Origin of the sequence: Sporolactobacillus terrae DSM 11697 (genome assembly GCF_000648615.1) — a bacterium.
Lineage (GTDB): Bacteria > Bacillota > Bacilli > Bacillales > Sporolactobacillaceae > Sporolactobacillus > Sporolactobacillus terrae.
On the sequence record NZ_JFZC01000063.1, the window covers coordinates 51535 to 71931 of the forward strand.

The 20397-nt window shown below is 39.5% G+C and carries 12 protein-coding genes and 2 pseudogenes; 13 read left to right on the top strand and 1 reads right to left on the bottom strand.

Annotated features, from left to right (window positions below):
* Positions 1 to 27 precede the first annotated feature (27 nt).
* From AA84_RS17825 to AA84_RS19420, 6 genes and pseudogenes are all read left to right on the top strand, one after another.
* Positions 28 to 1095 (top strand): glycosyltransferase, encoded by a 1068-nt coding sequence (locus AA84_RS17825; protein WP_051578003.1) that lies wholly within the window; start codon positions 28 to 30, stop codon positions 1093 to 1095.
* Between the two features lie 35 nt (positions 1096 to 1130).
* On the top strand, positions 1131 to 2156 hold the full coding sequence (locus tag AA84_RS0112590) for a sugar transferase (RefSeq protein WP_028977497.1): 1026 nt from the start codon (positions 1131 to 1133) through the stop codon (positions 2154 to 2156).
* A gap of 2 nt (positions 2157 to 2158) precedes the next feature.
* A complete protein-coding gene (gene glf / locus AA84_RS0112595) occupies positions 2159 to 3262 on the top strand; it encodes a UDP-galactopyranose mutase (protein WP_028977498.1) in 1104 nt (367 codons plus the stop codon).
* A 13-nt stretch (positions 3263 to 3275) separates the two neighbouring features.
* Positions 3276 to 4715 carry a flippase gene (locus AA84_RS0112600; protein ID WP_028977499.1) on the top strand — a complete coding sequence of 480 codons (1440 nt, stop codon included), beginning with the start codon at positions 3276 to 3278 and terminating at the stop codon, positions 4713 to 4715.
* 72 nt (positions 4716 to 4787) lie between these two features.
* A complete protein-coding gene (locus tag AA84_RS0112605) occupies positions 4788 to 7793 on the top strand; it encodes a GW domain-containing glycosaminoglycan-binding protein (protein ID WP_028977500.1) in 3006 nt (1001 codons plus the stop codon).
* Positions 7794 to 8241: 448 nt separating this feature from the next.
* Positions 8242 to 8424 (top strand): annotated as a pseudogene (locus AA84_RS19420) (sugar nucleotide-binding protein); the annotation flags it as partial.
* A 13-nt stretch (positions 8425 to 8437) separates the two neighbouring features.
* Here AA84_RS19420 and AA84_RS0112610 read toward each other — a convergent pair.
* Positions 8438 to 10045: an IS1634 family transposase gene (locus AA84_RS0112610; protein ID WP_028977501.1), complete on the bottom strand. Its 1608-nt coding sequence runs from the start codon at positions 10043 to 10045 to the stop codon at positions 8438 to 8440.
* A 112-nt stretch (positions 10046 to 10157) separates the two neighbouring features.
* Here AA84_RS0112610 and AA84_RS17830 point away from each other — a divergent pair, with 112 nt between their 5' ends.
* From AA84_RS17830 to AA84_RS17840, 7 genes and pseudogenes are all read left to right on the top strand, one after another.
* Entirely contained in the window at positions 10158 to 10529 is a 372-nt protein-coding gene (locus AA84_RS17830) for an SDR family oxidoreductase (protein WP_037563614.1), read from the top strand.
* 269 nt (positions 10530 to 10798) lie between these two features.
* Entirely contained in the window at positions 10799 to 14392 is a 3594-nt protein-coding gene (locus tag AA84_RS0112620) for a CDP-glycerol glycerophosphotransferase family protein (protein WP_051578005.1), read from the top strand.
* Positions 14393 to 14499: 107 nt separating this feature from the next.
* Complete coding sequence (locus tag AA84_RS19425; RefSeq protein WP_051578006.1) at positions 14500 to 15060, top strand: DUF6270 domain-containing protein; 561 nt, start codon at positions 14500 to 14502, stop codon at positions 15058 to 15060.
* Between the two features lie 90 nt (positions 15061 to 15150).
* Entirely contained in the window at positions 15151 to 15873 is a 723-nt protein-coding gene (locus AA84_RS19430) for a hypothetical protein (protein ID WP_051578007.1), read from the top strand.
* A 1172-nt stretch (positions 15874 to 17045) separates the two neighbouring features.
* Entirely contained in the window at positions 17046 to 18596 is a 1551-nt protein-coding gene (istA, locus tag AA84_RS0112635; protein ID WP_028977503.1) for an IS21 family transposase, read from the top strand.
* Positions 18593 to 19336, top strand: a complete 744-nt coding sequence (gene istB / locus AA84_RS0112640) for an IS21-like element helper ATPase IstB (RefSeq protein WP_028977504.1) — start codon at positions 18593 to 18595, stop codon at positions 19334 to 19336. Before istA ends, istB begins: the two co-directional genes overlap by 4 nt.
* 150 nt (positions 19337 to 19486) lie before the next feature.
* Positions 19487 to 20245: pseudogene (locus AA84_RS17840) on the top strand (transposase); the annotation flags it as partial.
* Between the last annotated feature and the right edge of the window lie 152 nt (positions 20246 to 20397).

Genomic DNA, 20397 nt, shown 5'->3' on the forward strand with positions numbered 1-20397 from the left:
AAGTGGTAATTGAGAAGAGGGAGACCTTTGAAGAAAATTGTTTTTGTGATATGGCATGTATCTGGAAGAGGCGGTACTGAAACGGTACTTAAAACAGTAACGCATATGTTAACGGGATCTGAGTTTAAACCCCAAATATTTATTTTAGGCGATACAGAGGACACAACTTGGTTAAAGGGGATAACATATGATGCTTGCCCTTATATAAAAAACAAATATATTAGAATTATCCCCTATTTAATTTCTCTGTTTAAGTATCTTCATAAAGAAAAGCCTGACATTGTTGTAGGGCTTAGTCCAATGATTTGCCAGTTATTATACTCATTGAGAGCAATATTAAAGAAAAAATATCCGATTATTTCTTGGATACACTTTTCACTTAATGCAAATAATATGAATAAAAATCTACTAAAGAATGCTGATTACCATCTGGCAATAAGCAGTGGCATCAAAAAACAATATAAGGAATTAGGGATAGATGAAGATTCGATTTTTATGGTCTATAATCCAGTTATCAATGTAGATCAAATGGTTGAGCGACCAAAAAATAAAGCGATCTTTGTATATATGGGTAGAGTACTTTTTGAAGAGCAGAAAAGACTTAAAGATCTGTTCGATGCCTTATCAAACATTTCTGGAGAATGGCTATTGTATATTATTGGAGACGGAAAAGATTATAATAAATGCCAGACGTATTCACTAGAAAAAGGCATTGATAGTCATGTCAAATGGTTTGGTTGGCAAGATGATCCCTGGTCTGTTGTGAATGAAGCTACAGCTTTAGTGTTAACTTCAGAGTACGAGGGATTCCCGATGGTATTAACAGAGGCAATTGCACGTGGTATTTATTGTGTTAGTTCGGATTGTCCAACAGGGCCGAATGATATCATTATTAAAAAAGTAAATGGTGAACTTTTCGATACTGGGAACCTTAATGCATTGACAGAAGTTTTGCAAAATGTGATTGATACTCAAAATCTACCAGATCAAATGACTATAAAAAATTCAATTAATAAATATTACATTAAAAATTATAATCAAAATTTATATAATGCATTTTCTTGTGTAATAAGTAAATGGGATAACAGGGGCTAAAATAGAATAGAACTTAACTATTTAGGGAGAAGATCATGAAAAAATATATCCTAACCATCACAGAAACCGAGAAAGAACACGCAGGTTCAAAAGCCAAAAATGATTGTTCCTTCTTTTTACATAGCTTAGGATACCTAAGTATATATTTAGATAAAGACATGGGACGACTTGAAAAATATTTATTTGCTAATGAAACATTGAATAGAAAACTATCGGTATTAGATGCAGGTGATCTATTGTTAATTCAGTATCCGACTTATATAGGCAAAATGTATATGAAGATACTTTTAAACAAATTAAAGAAAAGAAATGTAAGAACTGTGTTGCTTATTCACGATGTTGAAACGCTTAGAGAGCATTTCTATGATGAGAAGTTGATTAAGGAAGAAATTGATAGTTTAAATAAGTTTAACATCATTATCTCTCACAATGATAAAATGACAGAGTGGTTGCGCAGGTATGGAATAACAAGTGAAATTATTGAGTTGGAAATCTTTGATTATCAAACATCAAATAGAATTGATCGCAGCATTACTCAGGAAAATCAGATTGTTTTCGCAGGAAATTTAAATAAGTCATTATTTCTGACTAGAATGAGCACACGAAAAACAAGGCTCAACCTTTATGGACCGAATCCACAGAAAAAAGTTCTTAATGATCGCATAAGGTACATAGGTTCATTTTCCCCAGATGAGTTACCGGTATATTTAACAGGCAAGTACGGACTAGTTTGGGATGGGGATACGCTTAGCTCATGCAAAGGAAAATATGGCAATTATCTTCGCTTTAATAATCCTCATAAAGCATCTTTGTATATAAGCAGTGAAATGCCGGTGATTATCTGGAAGGAAGCCGCTATAGCAGATTTTATTGTGAATAATCACCTTGGATTAGCAATTGATTCATTAGCGGATGTTGATCGAGTGATGGAGAGTGTGAGTGACGATGAATATAAAGAATTTATGGTAGCTGTTAAATCAATGTCTGAGAAGTTGAGATCCGGTTATTTTGTAAAAAAAGCAATGAAAAAAGCTGAAAATATTTTAATGGAGGGGCAATAATTATGTATGACTATTTAGTGGTGGGTTCAGGCCTTTTCGGCAGTACTTTTGCCTATGAAGCAGCAAAAAGAGGAAAAAGGATAAAAGTGATTGAAAAAAGATCACATATTGGTGGCAATATCTTTACAGAAAAAGTTCAAGATATCAATGTACATAAATATGGCGCACATATTTTTCATACCAACAATAAAGAAATTTGGGATTATGTAAACCAATTTGCAGAATTTAATCGCTATACCAATAGTCCCATTGCGAATTATAAAGGTGAGATTTATAATCTTCCTTTTAACATGAACACATTTAATAAACTGTGGGGGGTCGTGACTCCCGAAGCAGCTAAGAAGAAAATTGAGGAACAAAAGAATGTATTAGCAGGGAAAACCCCAGTTAATCTCGAGGAACAAGCAATCGCGTTGATCGGAACAGATATTTATCAGAAATTAATAAAAGGATATACAGAAAAGCAGTGGGGAAGAAAAGCGACTGAATTACCGCCATTTATTATTAAACGTTTACCTGTCCGTTTTACTTACGATAACAATTACTTTAATGATAAATATCAAGGAATTCCTATTGGTGGCTATACACAAATTATTGAAAAAATGCTAAATAATGAGCTAATTGATGTTGAAGTTAATACAGACTTTTTTAATCAAAAAGAAGAATATATGAATGAATTCCCAAAAATAATTTATTCCGGAATGATTGATCAATTCTTTGACTATAGCCTAGGCACTTTAGAATACAGAAGCCTAAAGTTTGAGAATAAGACTTTGGATCTTCAAAATTATCAAGGTAACGCTGTAGTCAACTATACGGATGCTGAGACACCATACACGCGTATCATTGAGCATAAACATTTTGAATTTGGCAATCAGAAAAAAACAGTAGTTACTAAAGAATATCCAAGTACTTGGAATAAAGGTGATGAACCCTATTATCCTTTAAATGATAAAAGAAATAATGAGTTATATCAGCAATACAAGGACTTAGCATCTAAATTTCCTAATGTGATTTTTGGCGGACGTCTTGGGATGTATAAATACTTTGACATGCATCAAGTCATTGGAGCGGCTTTGGCAACAGTAAAACAAGAATTCGAATAAAGTAGGATAAAAGATGAGCGTTGCAAAAAACTATATCTATAATGTCATTTACCAAATATTTATTATATTAGTTCCGTTAATTACTGTACCTTATATTTCGAGGATTCTGGGAAGTAATGGAGTTGGCACCTATGCATACACGAATTCAGTTATCCAATATTTTGTTTTACTTGGGACGATAGGTGTCGCAATTTATGGCAACAGAGCAATCGCATATGATCGAGAAAATAAAGAAGATTTGAGCCGCACATTTTGGGGCATATTTCTAATGAAGTTGATAACAACACTTTGCAGTTACGGTGTATTTATCATCTTTTTATTAATGGTCAGTGAATATAAAACAATCTTCGTTCTTCAATCCATTTACATTCTTTCTGCAGCTATTGATATCTCATGGTTGTATATGGGGCTTGAGGATTTTAAGAAAACTGTTGTAAGAAATATAATAGTTAAATTAATTGGTGTTCTTTCAATCTTTATTTTCGTTAAAACGGGAACTGATCTGTGGAAATATGTGCTAATCCTGGGATCATCGGAACTCTTTGGCCAATTAACGATGTGGATGTATCTTCCAAAAACTGTGAACAAAATAAAATTGAAATGGGAGGATATAAAGATTCATTTTTTACCCTCCTTATCTCTATTTATTCCTCAAATTGCTATTCAAATATATTTGGTATTAAATAAAACAATGCTTGGCTTTCTCTCTAATGTGAATGAAGTAGGTTATTTTGATAATGCAGATAAAATTGTGAAATTAGTTCTCGCTATCGTTACCTCAATGGGTATTGTAATGCTTCCAAGAATTTCGAGTACTTTTGCGAAAGGTGAAAAAAATAAGGTTCATCAATATATTTATAAATCTTTTGAGTTTGCCTCCTACCTATCCATACCTATGATGTTTGGTATCGCTGGTATTGCTCATGAGTTCACTCCTTGGTTCTTTGGTATGGAATTTGAGAAGACCGGTACACTAATTTGGATAATCAGTCCCATTATTGTATTTATTGCGTGGAGTAATGTTTTAGGACAACAATATCTAATTTCAGTGGGTCGAACGACTGGTTATACAGTCTCAGTCATTTCCGGGGCGCTGGTTAACTTTATTCTAAATTTATCTTTAATTGGCCGCTTCCATTCAATCGGTGCGGCAATAGCTACCCTAGTTGCAGAATTCATTGTTACAGGCGTACAATTAATTTATATTCATAAAAGTTTGGAAATAAGAAGACTATTTTGTTCCACATGGAAATTTCTTATTGCGGGATTTATTATGTATGTACTTACACGAATCATCGGAATACGATTAGGAATTTCCGCAATGACCACATTTATACAAATATTTTCTGGGATGACCATTTATATTATTCTTTTATTTGGTTTGAAATCGGAGATCAATAAAAATATTTTTATAAAAGCCTGTCAAATAGTTATAAAAATCAAACAAAGATAAAAGTTTAAGATTATATTAGGGCAACAGGTGGGAGAAATCCGGTCAAAATTGGAAACTGGGGGGAGTAATTTAATGTTTAAAAGGAAAAAACAATACAATCTTATCACTTCAATTGTTTTTGGACTCTTTTTAACCTTGGTAATCATCTTAGTTTATCCACATAATGTTTCCGCTAATACATACGACAGTGAAATCAATAAAACAGCACATATTCAGACGGGTGATGATAATGCAGTATGGGATGCTCCTTATGGAACGGAGGGTGCCTCCTGGATTTCGTCAGGTTCAAAGTATAATGGCAATCTTGCGCAATTAATTCGTGAAGCTCACATTGATGACCGTGTCTACTATCAATTTAAAGTAGATGACAAACTAGTCGGTTGGATGGATAAGCGGGCCTTTCAGAACTTTGGAGATGGTTTTGATTACGATAAATCCGTATTCAAGACTGGATATGTTCAATCCGGAGATGAAAATTCGGTGTGGAGCGATCCATATGCTGTATCAGGGACGCAATGGTTGGCTTCCGGTGGCCAGTACAATTGGAGTTATGTAGAAATTGTTCGTGAAGCTAAAGTCGAGGGACGGATCTATTGCCAATTTAAAGTAAATGGCAAATTGATAGGCTGGATGGATCAGCATGCATTTTGGGTATTTAATGACACACCGCATTATGATAAAGAAGTTAAAATGACTGCCCAGATTACGGCTGGGAATCAAAATGGTATCTGGACGAAGCCGTTTGCAGAGAACGGAACACAATTTCTTGGTTATGGAGGTCAATATAACGGGAAGCGGGTAGAGATTGTACGAGAAGCAGAGACAAACCATGGTAGTTACTATCAATTTAAAATAGATGGCAAATTAATTGGGTGGATGAACACAAAAGCCTTTAGCAAATTTGGCGATATAACCGATTATGAAAAAGATTTCTATAAAACTGCATATGTCCAAACAGGCAATGAAAATTCGGTGTGGAGCGATCCGTATGCTGTATCAGGGACGCAATGGTTGGCTTCCGGTGGCCAGTACAATTGGAGTTATGTAGAAATTGTTAAAGAAGCAAAAGTTGAAGGAAGAATCTATTATCAATTTAAAGTAAATGGCAAATTGATAGGCTGGATGGATCAGCATGCATTTTGGGTATTTAATGACACACCGCATTATGATAAAGAAGTTAAAATGACTGCCCAGATTACGGCTGGGGATCAAAATGGTATCTGGACGAAGCCGTTTGCAGAGAACGGAACACAATTTCTTGGTTATGGAGGTCAATATAACGGAAAGCGAGCGGAGATCATCCGTGAAGCAGAAACGAACCATGAAACGTATTATCAGTTTAAAGTGAATGGAAATTTGATAGGCTGGATGAATACGTCAGCTTTTAGTAATTTTGGGGACGGAATTGACAATGATAAATCCGTTTATAAGACCGGATATGTGCAAACTGGAAATGATAATTCGGTGTGGAGTGAACCCTATGCAGTATCGGGGGCACAATGGTTGGCCTCTGGAGGTCAATATAATTGGAGTTATGTAGAAATTGTTAGAGAAGCGAAAGTTGAAGGAAGAATCTATTATCAATTTAAAGTAAATGGCAAATTAATAGGCTGGATGGATCAGCATGCATTTTGGGTGTTCAATGACACACCGCATTATGATAAAGAAGTAAAAATGACTGCCCAGATTACGGCTGGGGATCAAAATGGTATCTGGACGAAGCCGTTTGCAGAGAATGCAACACAATTTCTTGGTTATGGAGGTCAATATAACGGAAAGCGAGCGGAGATCATCCGTGAAGCAGAAACGAACCATGAAACGTATTATCAGTTTAAAGTGAATGGAAATTTGATAGGCTGGATGAATACGTCAGCTTTTAGTAATCTTGGGGATGGAATTGACTATGATAAATCCGTTTATAAGACCGGATATGTGCAAACTGGAAATGATAATTCGGTGTGGAGTGATCCATATGCTGTATCAGGTGTTCGCTGGATTGCACCAGGTTCCCAGTTCAATGGCAAAAATGTGAAAATTGTAAGGGAAGCAAAAATTGAAGGCAGGGTTTATTATCAGTTTAAGGTAAATGGTCAAATAATAGGTTGGATGGATGAAAATGCATTTACATTCTTCCAATCCCGCAAGCAAAATTTTATTGAATATCAAGGGACTGTATTCTTAGCTACCGATGCTGCACTTAATGTAAGAAAAGGACCAAGTACAAATTATAGTATTATAAAAACTTTACACTCGAATGATGTTGTTACCGTAATAGGAGAAAAAGTAGTTACAGTAAATGGAGAAAATCAATATTGGTTACAAATAAAGACTGGTAGTGAAACGGGTTATGTTTCAGCAACCTATATCCTAAAAGGAAATTCTCCTGTGAATGGCGGTAATTCGGCCAATCCGTCAACTCCGCCATCCAATCAAAACGCTAAAAAAGGAATTGATGTTTCACATCATCAAGGTGTTGACGCTCAAGGTAACACAACGATCGATTATACTGCCGTCAAAAACCAAGGGTATCAATTTGTCATTGCAAAAGCAACACAGGGACAGGATTATGTGGATTCATCGTTTGCTTCCAATATACAAAGAGCAAATGAAGCGGGATTAACCACCAATGCTTATCACTTTTTTGAAGCAAATTCGATAAATGATGCAATTGCAGAAGCAGATCACTTTATCGAAGTTTTAAAAAAGAGTCATGTCAATGGATATATATTTCTTGATGTCGAGGATCCACCACCACCTCAACTATCATTGGAAAAAGATCCTAATAAGCTGACAACTTATGTAAATGCATTTTTTAACCGGTTGTATGATAGTGGATATCGAAATTTTGGATTATACACCAACCGCAGCTTTTATTACGATCGTCTAATAATCTCAAACTTGCCTAATAATGCAGTGACATGGATTTCAAGATATCGCTACAAAAGAGAGGAAGGATGGGATTCAACTTACAAAGGTGCTGAAGTGCCATCAGATATCTGGCAATATCGAAAGGATGGATCAATATTTGGAATTGATGGCGAGGTTGATATCAATATTAGTTACAGTGATATTTTCTAAAAAGTTGAGAATTTAACAACACATTATATTTCTAAGTTTGGATATGTAAGTACCCCCTTGATGTTTAATTTTTATTAAATCATCCAGGGGGTACTGTTTAGAGAATAATTCTTGTTGAATAGGAACATATTCAAGTTATCTATCTGTCTTATATTAGTGTTATTGCTCGCCGAATATAGCCGAAAGTTGACGGAATTGCCTGTCCAATAAGTGCCAGCTATAATGTCCGTAGGACTTATAGCTGGCACTTATTTTAGGAAAGGAAAAAGGACATCTCTTTGATCGTGTAATACCACTTACACGAGAGACGTCCCCCAAATATCTACTATATGATTATTATATCAGACTATGAGCTTGTTGATAAGCATTTAACAGGTGTTTTCAGTCAAGAGTACGGAGAAGGTTCCTTGTCCCTGTTGCGGAGGACTCGTTAAAGTCATTGGAAGTAGACGGAGAAAAAGAAGGCGCCTATAGCGAATTCGATTTTCCGTCACCGCTTGGTGTTTATGGCCAGTCCAAGTATGCCGGAGAACAATTCGTTCACGACTTTCATTCTAAATTCTTCATTGCCCGTACCTCTTGGGTATACGGTCAATACGGCGGCAATTTCGTGAAGACGATGTTAAACCTAGATTCCCGTGAAATTATACCATGGTTGGTGGTTCAACACCCAGAAGACGGTATAAATCAATCTGTTTCTTGGTCAACTCGCCAATATGAGTATGGCCTCCAGGCTGACGGTATTGCTCAATGATATCCATTTCATCTAACAGTTCTTGTAACGTGTATTTTTTAAACAGCCCATGGTCACTCATGGCTTTTTTTATGTAAGAGAGATAGAACAGAGCCAGAAATTGAACGAAGAGTTTTCCTTCGAGGTTTTCTTCGGAGGAAACCGAGGTTCGCCGCATATTCAGCCGCTCTTTCAAGTTGCCAAATGCTTTTTCAATCATGTCTTTTGTCCGGTAGATTTCGACCGCTTCGATCGGATCCTTGATGCCGTTCGAGATCAGGGCGAAATAACCGAAATCCTTTTCTGCTTTGGCAATGGCCTCCGTTTTCGGCGTGAGGGACAAACCTCTGACCGGCGTTTCCTTCCATTCGTAGTAGCGAGTATAAAGCTTTTCATGATCAGGATTTCTTCGCCCGGATTGTAATTCTTCTTCAAGAGAATCCAGCAGTTTATTAAAGGCTGTTTTGTCATCGGTCGCTTTTTGATCGTTATAATAGAGATGCAGATAAAGCCGCTTTTTGTCTTTGACCGTTTCGCCAGATCTCTTTTTTACTTCCGTATAGTCCCAGTCGGTTAAAAACGACTCATAATAAAGGCCGCATCCGGAATGATAATGGCTCCTTGTGATCAGGCTCTGCCGCACATCATCTAAATGCTTCCGAACAAATTTCAGTGAGGTTCGGACACCAATTAAAAATTTGACATGATCTTGAAAGAAAGCGTTGATATTTTTCTCACTATAAAAGCCCCGATCCATAACCAGTTTGATTTTCTTTTGTTTCAGAAAATCCATGTCTGCCAGTAAATGACGAATCGTCTTTACGTCGGCAATGTTGCCCGGCAGTTTCCGATAAGCCACGGGCAGACCGGAGGTCTCACCATAAAGAAGAGCCAGATTAATCTGCGGAAGCGGTTCGTGATCCTTGTTTTTTCCATATTTGACCTGTTTCAGTGTCTTGGAATAGGACGAAATGGAGGTGGTATCATAGGCAAGAAATTCTTCACGAATCCGTCGCTTATTTTGGAGCAGAAAGAAATGATGTTTGGCATTTTCGGTGATTGAACTGAATAGATCGCTGCTTCGTTGGGAAGGGAGATTCCGTCCATAGGGATGAACGTGAGTTTTTGCCCAACGAGGAAAGCGGCTCATTGGATTTCGGTCTTCTAACACGAGGTAATAAGCCAGTGAAAGCAGCTGTTTGTAGGATTCTGGGAAACAACGTTCCAGATCTTCAGTGATCCCGAGTTTCGTGCCGATGGCATCAAACAAGTAGGTGGCTCCATAGAATTGACGCTGGTAGATAACGGAGGGAACAGGGCCACGTTTCTTATGGGTTAAAAGCTTCTGTATCGTTTCAGCATATTTTTTAGAAGGAATCAGTTCGCCGGTTTGCGGATCGAGCTTCCCAATACATTTTCGATGATTACGTGTCTGTTTCTTTTCTTTATCCCAGTACCCTACAGATTCATAGACGTAGGTAACTCCGTTTTTCTTATTCTTTAAATAGACCAGCGACATGTTCATCCCTCCTAAGAATGGTATAATTATACCATGCTTAGTCAGAAAAAGCAACATTAAAAATGCCTGAATCCCTTGATATTAAAGGGTTCAGGCATGATCATTGGTATAAATGTTTGGGAATGCAGGGTTAAAGCTCGCCGAAACCCATGATCAGCTCAAAGTGGTTAATGACCAACGTGGCTGTCCAACCTATACCAAGGACCTTGCAGAAAAAATTATCGAACTGTTTCAAACGGATAAGTACGGTGTATACCATCTCTCTAATTCAGGAAGCTGCACCTGGTATGAATTTGCGAAGGCAATTTTTGAAATGAAAGGGTTGGATGTTACAGTTAATCCATGCACGACAGAAGAATTTCTGCGTCCAGCCAAACGCCCGAAGAATTCAGAGTTTGAACATATGGCACTGAGGTTGAATGGGTTTGCGGATATGAGAGATTGGGGTAATGCTTTAGAGGACTTTCTGAGCATCGCGAATTGAACACAAAGCAATTGATAAAAAGAATGGGGCGATCGCCTCATTCTTTTTGATTGTTTATACTAATTAAACGGCCCAAATTTTTTATCTCTTGACACCTGCATGCCATTGCGGTATTTTGACAGTTGATCCCGAAAAAGCATTGAGATTTTTCGAAGATTATGTAAAGGCATGGTTAATAGATGTTAACAGGAACAATGCATGTAGAAATGAAGATTGCTTCATGAGTTTTCATCGAATGTATGATGCATGTTAAAGGAGAAATGGACAGCGTGAGTAGGCTAAAGAAGGTTATAAAAAGAAGGCTGCGATTCATTTTTGGACCGCTGTTAAATGGCTTGAAAAAAAACCATCGCGTGAGAAGGATTTATGCACGCTATTATGATCGGAGCGTCATAAAGAAGAATGTCATCCTTTATGAGAGTAGAGATGGTCATAGTATCACGGATTCTCCTTATGCCATTTTCAAGTATTTGCTGGGGCATGATCCGAAACAGAAGTACACGCATATTTGGAGTATTACCGAGGGAGATCCTGAACTTGCTGAGGTTACGAAAGACTATGCAGAACGGCCAAATGTTCATTTTGTACGGCGTAATTCGCGGGCGTATGTGAAGACGCTCGCAGAAGCAGAGTATTTAATTACTAATTCGACATTTCAAACGTTTTTTGTCCCAAAAGAGGGACAGAAATACATTAATACATGGCATGGGACGCCTTTGAAAACGATGGGCTTCGATATTCCTGGTAATCCGTCGCATTCGCAAAATGTGCTTCGCAATTTTCTTTCGGCGCATTATCTATTGAGCCCGAACGCACATACGACGAAAATGTATGCGAAAAGCTACAAAATGGATGGACTGTATTCAGGGGAAATATTGGAAAGCGGTTACCCGCGCATCGATTTAACCTTGACGACGTCTAAAGCGGAAATCTTGGCGAAACTGAGAAAGAAACAGGTGAGCATCGACCCGGCTAAGAAAATCTTCCTTTACACGCCAACGTGGAAGGGAACGAATGTCAATCATGCGCAAGGAAATATCAAACAGATTATTGCGGAGCGAAATTTCTTAGAGCAGGAACTGGGCGATCAGTACAATGTGCTGATCAAGGTACATCCTTTCTTGTACCCACATGTCCGAGGGCAAGAAGAATTACAAGGCAAGCTGATTCCGGATGTGACCGATACAAACGAACTGCTCAGCGTTGTCGACTTGCTCGTCACCGATTACTCAAGCATTTTCTTTGATTACCTCGTTACTGATCGACCGATCATTTTCTATTGCTGGGACAAGGATCTCTACGATACCGAGCGTGGGATGTATATTAAAGCGAAAGCGTTGCCTGGACCGACTGCATTCAATGTATGGCAGTTGGTTGATCTGGTCAAGCGCGTCAAAGAAGTTGAGCAAGACTATAAGCATGCCTATCAAAAAATGAAAGATCGTTTCGTCAATTATGATGATGGGCATGCAACGGAGCGCTATGTGGACTATATTTTTAATCATAAGCACGAGGAACGGATCAATCGTGTTCGCTTAAACAGCAAGAAGAAGAAAATACTGATCTATCCCGGTGGTTTGAAGAACAATGGGATCACATCGAGTTTTATTAATTTGACGAACAGTATTGATTACGATAAATATGATGTGACGCTCTTTACAAACACGCCGCATCGTGCCGAAGTGTTAAATAATCTGAACAAGGTTAATCCGAATGTGCGCATGTTGTTCAAACCGGGGATACCGATTTATAAATTGAACGAAATCTATCGAGATAAACTGATTCAGAATCGCTCATTAAAAGGTTATTTGAAGATGTTTTATCCGAAGAAAGCGTATAAGCGGGAAGTTAATCGCTTAATGGGGAATCAGAGCTTTGATGTCAGCATTGATTTCAGTGGCTACAGCTATTTTTGGGCGAAATATATTATTGAAGCGAATTCTGCGAAAAAGATCTGCTTTATGCATAACGATGTGAAAGCAGACAGTGAACGAACGATTGGGAACAAACATCCTCACTTGATTAATTTGCGCGGTATTTTTTCGCTCTATGATAAGTTTGATAAGCTGCTCAGTGTTTCCAAGGCGACAATGGAGCTGAATAAAGCAAAATTAAAGCAGTATGCCAATGAGGATAAATTCGATTACGCGGTGAATACGATTGATCCACAGAAAATACTCAGTCTGAACGAGGAAGAAGATGCGTCCGTTTCAGAGACCTTGTCGATTAAACCCGTCAAATTCAATGCTAAATTCACGGAAACGTATTCACAAGTTAACATTTGGCCGGAGCTGACTGATCCGGCGGCTTCCTCGCCGGTTGCACACCGTGTTCCGAAGCATGCCTCAGTCTTTGTTCTTGCGGAAGCGAGGGAACAGAATGAAACGAAGTACTGCAAAATCTTGATTAATTCAATTTATGTTGGCTGGGTGATGAAGCATCAAATCGAGTACCTTCAAGACGAAATTCTCGAGCAGCATGCGAGCCAAGCCTATGGATCGATTCAATGGCCGGGACACAATGGTTTATGGACCAAGCCATATGATGTCGCGGGTTGCCTGCGCATCTCTGACGTTCACTTTTTAAAGAATGTGCTGGTGCGTATAAAAGAAGAAGCTGTGACGACAACAGCAACCTATGCGCGAATTGCTGTTAAAAATCAAGAATTGGGCTGGCTGGATGCGAACGCGATGAAGTACCTTGGTGAAGAAAAAAGTGTTTCACAGCGCTTGAGACGAACAGTTAAGGAATTCATGAACCATGTCAAACATCGTCACGTCATTGCCGCACTGCCGAACCGTACGCTTGAGGAAGAGCGTTTGTCTCTTTTTGGAACGATTACGGAGGATTCGGATCGCTACACGATTTGGAACAAGCCCTATCCGAATTATGGTTGTAAACAAGTGTGCAACGCAGCTGAATTCGCCGGCAGAATCGTAACGATCCGAAAAAAAAGCACCACAAGAGTAGGCGCTTTTTACTTGTGCAACTGCGATCGAAAGACGCTCGGCTGGCTGGATGTACAGGCTGTGCGGACATTCGATGAATCCGAACGGACTAATGTGATCATTGAAGAGAAAGACGTCCACTATTCTGTGAGACTCAAGCGAGGTGCTGATCGTTCCATTTGGAAAGCGCCGATCGGCTTCAGCGAAAATGAACAGATTGCTTTGCTAAATGATGAGGTCAACTACCTGGTTAAGAAGGAAATTCAGACATGTGAAGCAAGAAGTTTGAAATTGTTCACTGATGACGGATCAGAATGCATCGGCTACATTGCAGACGATATGGCAATGCTCAATGAGAAAGACTTAAGAACGATTAATGGCGAGTTTATCGGAGAAATTGATCCAAATTGTTTCAACTTTATTTCGATGGGGCGCCTGTCACCAGAGAAAAATCAAAAAGAATTGATTAAAGCCATTGCGAAACTGGCCAAAGCGTATGCGAATGTCCGTCTTTATCTTCTTGGAAGTGGACCGTTGAAAAATGAACTCTTGACGCTCATTTCCGAGCTGGAGGTAGAAGATAAGGTCTTTCTACTGGGGCAAGTCGAGCAACCGTTCCGCATCATGCGGCAATGCGACTGTTTTGTCCTATCATCCATCTATGAGGGACAGCCGATGGTGCTTCTCGAAGCAATGACGCTCGGAATGAAAATTGTCGCATCAAATATTGTTGCGAATAGGTATGTGCTGAAGAACGGCATCTATGGGCTGTTAACGAAGGGTACGGATGACTTGAGTATCTATGAGGCGTTGAAAGAAATTTATGATCATCCGTCAATGAGCTTCAAGCCATTCGACTATGAGAGGTACAATGAACAAGCCATTCATGAATTTTATCAAAAAATTAGTGAATAATGTATAAGAATCGATAAAGTGAATCAGTAAGTGATAGAAACTTGGAACACCGCTGCATCATTTTCGCATTACATTTGTAATGATATAAAAGGATATGTGGGAAACCAATGGGCAGAATTAAAGTTGCTGTAATCGGAAGCTGTGCCTCAAGAGATAATTTTAATCATCATTTTGTTCCGAACTATAAAGAGTTCTTCCAATGTGTCGTTTCACAGAATCAGATGTCGATGATTTCACTCATGGCAGATCCGCTTCCGTTTGATGCGGATCATGTAACGGGTGATGTTTCAGATTATGCTAAACAACATTTTATATCGGAGTTAGAGAAATCGGTCTTCTATAACCTTTTAATCAACGATCCGGACTATGTGATTTTGGATTTCTACGCGGATGTATTCTATGGGGCGCGGAAAATCAATCAATCGTTTATCACCAATAAGGTTTGGCAGTTTAAGAAGATCAATATATACAAGCATTTTGAAATAGGTGAAGCGATTTCCTTTCCAAAAAATAAGCCATCTCTGCTTAAGGCTTGGACATGCAAAAAGAAAGAACAGCGCTTCATGACGCTTTGGAAAGATAGTGTCGATCAATTTGTTTCGTTTATGCGCGACTACTTGCCTAACTGCAAAATCGTCATTAATCAATCGCGATTCACGAACGCGTAGTTTGATGAGGAAAAAGGTGAGATTGCCCGAATCACCGATAAATTAAACCACCAATACGACCTTGAACGATTAAATCGTATCTGGTCGGAGATGGACGCCTATTTCATTGAGAAGTACAAGGTAAAATCGATAGACTTCGGGGATAAAAAATATCTTGCAGATCCGAATAATCAATGGGGATTGTTCTACCTGCATTTTGAAAAGACACATTATCTGGATTTTCGCGATCGGTTCTTGAAGATCGTTTTCGATGATTTGCTCGAAAATCAAAAAGCACGAAAAAGAATCAATTCCTGCTCGGTTAATCTGATCAAAAATGCTACGTTCAATTTGGGCAAGAAATACTGGACCTGCTGGCAGGACGCATTTGTCATTCACGAAAATGGGACAAAAGCAAATAGCGTAGCGTTCAAACAAGCGCATCTGAAGGAGGATACCAATCGGCAACTTTGGTCAAACGCAGTTGAGATCAATGCCGACGGTAAATCAGCCTATACGTTGTCCTTTGATGTGCGTATTGAAAACAGACGACGCGTTGATAGTAAACAAGCGATTTTTGGTATTCGACTGTACAACAAACCTAAGTCTATCTTTCAAAAAGATTCGGTGGCTCATTACTACTTAACCATGCATCAGTTTCCCATTAAGGACAGTGAGTGGACGAGGTGTACGTTTACTTTTGCGCCAACTGAGGGACGATTCATAAAAGTGGGGCCTTATCTGTTTCGCAATGGTTCGGTTGAATGGCGGCGCATCCAATTAGAGAAGGGAAATCATGCCACCTCATGGAAGCCGGGCTACAGAGAACAGTGAATCAAGGATTGAGAGCCGAGTTGTCCGGGTGCATCATGAGTAACCGCATTCGATGTCTAGTGATGGCTAGTCCAACCGAAATCCGACTGCATCGCGCACTTAGGACATAAACGAGAGACACGCGCGCCGTGCAAGGGGGGACAGTACTAAAAAGCAGAAGCATCATCTAGAAATGATGCTTCTGTTTGCCATTTTTTTGAGTACGTGTCTTTCTCGCCTTGGCACCTCTTCATCGATAAGCATCATGTGTGAATCGATCGAGGATGGCTGTTTATGACAGAATAAAAGTACAGAGTTCTGCAAGGAATTTGTGCAGAACTAAGTCGCATAAAAAATAGGCTTGCTAGCCCTTAACATAACCTCTACCATTTGGTGTTTGGATTGAGCGATCTTAACAGTGGGAGGAAATGAAAGGAGGCTAGCAATGTCTGAAATCAATTGTATGAAGCGCAGAAAGCAAAGACTTTTACCGATTAGTGAAATCAAGAAAGGCTGCCTGTAATGGGTAAACCGCAAACCTGAAGATGGAAATCGTCTTCATAGTATCCCCCTGATAAGAATGATGAAAAAAATAACAGGCCCCCCTACATTATACACATGCGTATAGCCGTGGTAGGTGTATAGGTGTGATGAGAAACGCAACTTTGTACACTTGAATCGGGTAGTATTGAACGGTATGCTAATCACAATCACAAACGTTATTTAGATGTTTCCATCAAAGATGCAACCTCAACCGTTACCATTCAACAATGCTGGTTTCTAGATTCAATGCCCTCTGCGTTGATCAATTTAGAAATTAAGGGCAACTCTCCAATCGCAATAGCAAGAAAATCTATTAGTAATGAATGAAAAAAAGAAATGCGCCGTTGTAGGATCAATCATCCATGAATCGTGCAGACGTATCAACGGACATTGATATTCGGAGGATTTGAAAAAATGGAAAAATTCGCATTTTATTTAGAGTCCGACGGCAACAGGCCGGTAACCAACAACGATGGGTCGCCAAACGAGATCATTCGTGCGGTGTATATTGCCATTGAATAGTGCCAGCTGTGCCATATTTTAGGGCGTGTTAGGACAAAATATAGAGCCACTTGTGCCATAACCAGAGCCACCTCCTGTATACTAGGTTTGCACCATCGGTGCAAATTCATTAAATAGGAGGTTTTCGTGTGATCAAATACCGTGAAATCTTACGTCTTCATGCACAGGACCTAAGTATTCGAAGCATTGCTTCAGGCGTGGGTAGTTCTAGGAATACAGTCAGTGACGTCTTGAAACGTGCTAAGGAAAAAGACGTTTTATGGCCGCTTGAAAAAGATGTTGATGACGCAGAACTGCAGGCACTTCTGTTTCCAGAAAAGAATCAATCAGAGGTGAGACAGAAACCGGACTGTGACTACATTCATAAGGAAATGGCTCGGAGCGGTGTGACTCTGTCTCTGCTTTGGCACGAATATGTTCAATTATGCCGTGAGCGCAGAGAGATCCCTTATAGCTATCGGCAATTTTGTCGCTTTTATACGCGTTACGTCACAAAGACAAAGGCAACGATGCGGATTAAGCGAAAGCCAGGAGAAGCAATGGAAGTCGATTGGGCGGGACAAACAGCGTCAGTTAACGATTCGATCACTGGACAAGTGCAGCCAGCCTATGTTTTTGTCGCAGTCCTTCCCTGCACCCAATACGCGTATGTTGAAGGTTTTTTGTCCATGGACACATCGAGTTGGATCCAGGCACATATCCATGCTTTTCAGTTTTTTAACGGCGTTCCTCGAACCGTTGTCCCTGATAATCTAAAAACAGGGGTTGTTCATTCCTCAAGTACAGATCCGATTATCAACCGGACTTACCAAGAATTAGCGGAACATTATCAGACAGCAATTATCCCCGCAAGAGTTCGTCATCCCAAAGATAAGCCAAATGTCGAAGGAACCGTAAAAATCATATCAACTTGGATTATTGCCGCACTAAGAAATGGTCAGTACTTTTCCATTCAAGAACTTAATGAAGCCATTAAAGAAAAGTTAATTGAATACAATCAAAAACCATTTCAAAAGAAAAATGGAAGCAGACAATCCGCTTTTGCGGAGGAAGAGAGCTTTGCACTGCTCCCTTTGCCTGCTTCCCCATACGAATTAGCCACTTGGAGAACAGCTACCGTACCCTATGATTATCACATATCTGTAGAAAAAATGTATTACTCCGTTCCCTATGAATACTTAAAATATCAAGTAGATATTCGCATGACTCAGCATATTATCGAAGTCTTCTATCACGGCATGCGCATTGCCTCGCATGTTCGTCTCTATGGAAAATCAGGTCAATTATCCACAAACCCCGATCATATGCCTGATCAACATAAAGACTATTTAACTTTTACTCCAGAGCATTTTTTAACATGGTCAAAAACCATAGGCACTCATACACAGACAACGGTTCAAGGATTTCTCGCTTCCTATAAAGTGGAGAAACAAGCTTTGAAATCCTGTTTAGCCCTTTCGAAACTTGCGGACAAATATTCAATAGAGCGATTAGAATCTGCATGCATGAGGGCTCTCAGTTATTCTCCAAGACCTAATATCAAAAGCATCACAACGATCTTAAAGACTGGACAAGATAAACAGCGGCAAGAGTCACTAGAGCAGAGAAATACCAATGAACAGCAAAAATCCCATGGATTTATTAGAGGAGCAGCTTATTACGGGAGGACAGAAAAATGACCAATGACAGTACACTTTCAAAGTTAAATGATATGCGCCTAAGTGCAATGGCTGAGTATTATCATGAACAGCTTCATAATCCTCAGTTTAATGACCTATCCTTTGAAGAACGATTCAGCCTGCTCGTAGATCGAGAATGGGATCGCAGAAAAAACAACAAGCTTGACCGTCTCATCAAAAATGCCGGACTCCGATATCCTCAAGCTTGCATTGAAGATATTGAATATCATCCGGATCGTAAACTGGATAAAGCTCAAATTCTCCGATTAGCCTCTGGCAAATACATTCAAGAAAAACATAATCTGATTATCAAAGGAGCCTCTGGAAACGGTAAATCTTATCTATCCTGTGCGTTCGGAATCGCTGCATGTCGGCAATTTTATACCGTAAAGTATATTCGTTTGCCCGATCTATTGGATGAGCTCGCTGTTGCCAGAGGAGAAGGGATATTTCAAAAAGTAATGAAAATGTACCGAAAGGTAAATTTGCTTATTCTCGATGAATGGCTTCTTACTTCACTAAAGGGAAATGAAGCAAGGGAATTACTTGAGATTGTAGAATCTAGACATCAAACAGCCTCCACGATATTCTGCTCACAGTTCGATACACAAGGCTGGTATGAAAGCATTGGTGAAGCGACCTTAGCCGATGCGATCTTGGATCGGATCATTCATGACTCTTATAGCCTTTTAATTGACGGTGAAGTATCCATGAGAGAACGCCATGGGATAAAGCAATAAATTAAGCTGAGCCACCATCGCTCGATGGTGGCTCTTCCGTTGGTAAGAGTGGCTCTCAAATCTGTCCGAAGCGGCTCAGAAATATGGCACAAGTTGATCTTTACGATGGCAATATACAACAGGAGGCGTGTTTTCTATTATAATGAAAAAATGGAAAAGCGAACGGATTCTAACCCCCCCACAATCGAAGCATTGCGTGAGGAACGTGATGCGCTCAAAAGAGAGAATGCCGAACTGATACTCAAGCTAAAATGGTTCGAAGAACAATTGCGCCTGGGCAAAGAACGGCAATTTGGTGTTTCCAGTGAAAAAACCAATTCGGTACAGCTCACACTGTCGCTCTTCAACGAAGCAGAAAGTGATGCCGATCCTCAAGCTCCAGAGCCTACCGTTGAAACAATCACTTACAAAAGGAAGAAAAAGCAGGGACAGCGTCAAGAAAAGTTGGAAAACCTACCGGTTGAAGTGATCAACTATACATTGTCTGCACACGAACAGACCTGTACGTGTTGCGGTGGTGATTTGCATGACATGTCAACGGAAATTCGTGAGGAACTTAAAATCATTCCTCCTCAGGTTAAAGTGATCCGACATGTTCGTCACACCTATGCCTGCCGGCATTGTGAACGACAAGCCACGCAAACACCCATCATCACGGCACCGGCACCGAAAGCTGTTTTTCCAAAAAGCCTGGCTTCACCATCAGCGATGGCCTCCATCATGTGCCAGAAGTATCTAGATGCTCAGCCGCTCTATCGACAGGAACAACAGTTGAAGCGACTCGGTGTAGCCCTGTCTCGGCAAACCATGGCCAATTGGATGATTTACGGAGCAAGTCATTGGCTTCAGTTGATCTATGATCGGATGAAAGCCAAGCTGGTTAAGCAGGATCTTCTTCATGCCGATGAATTATGTTGAGCTCAACATAATTCATCTTATGAAGAGTCATTTATTATGTTGAGTCACTCTTATTTAATTTAAAAAGGTCGCTGGACGCCTGGTATTTGGGTACATTTTATGGAAATATAACTTAACATAATATTTTGATGCTATCTTTAGAA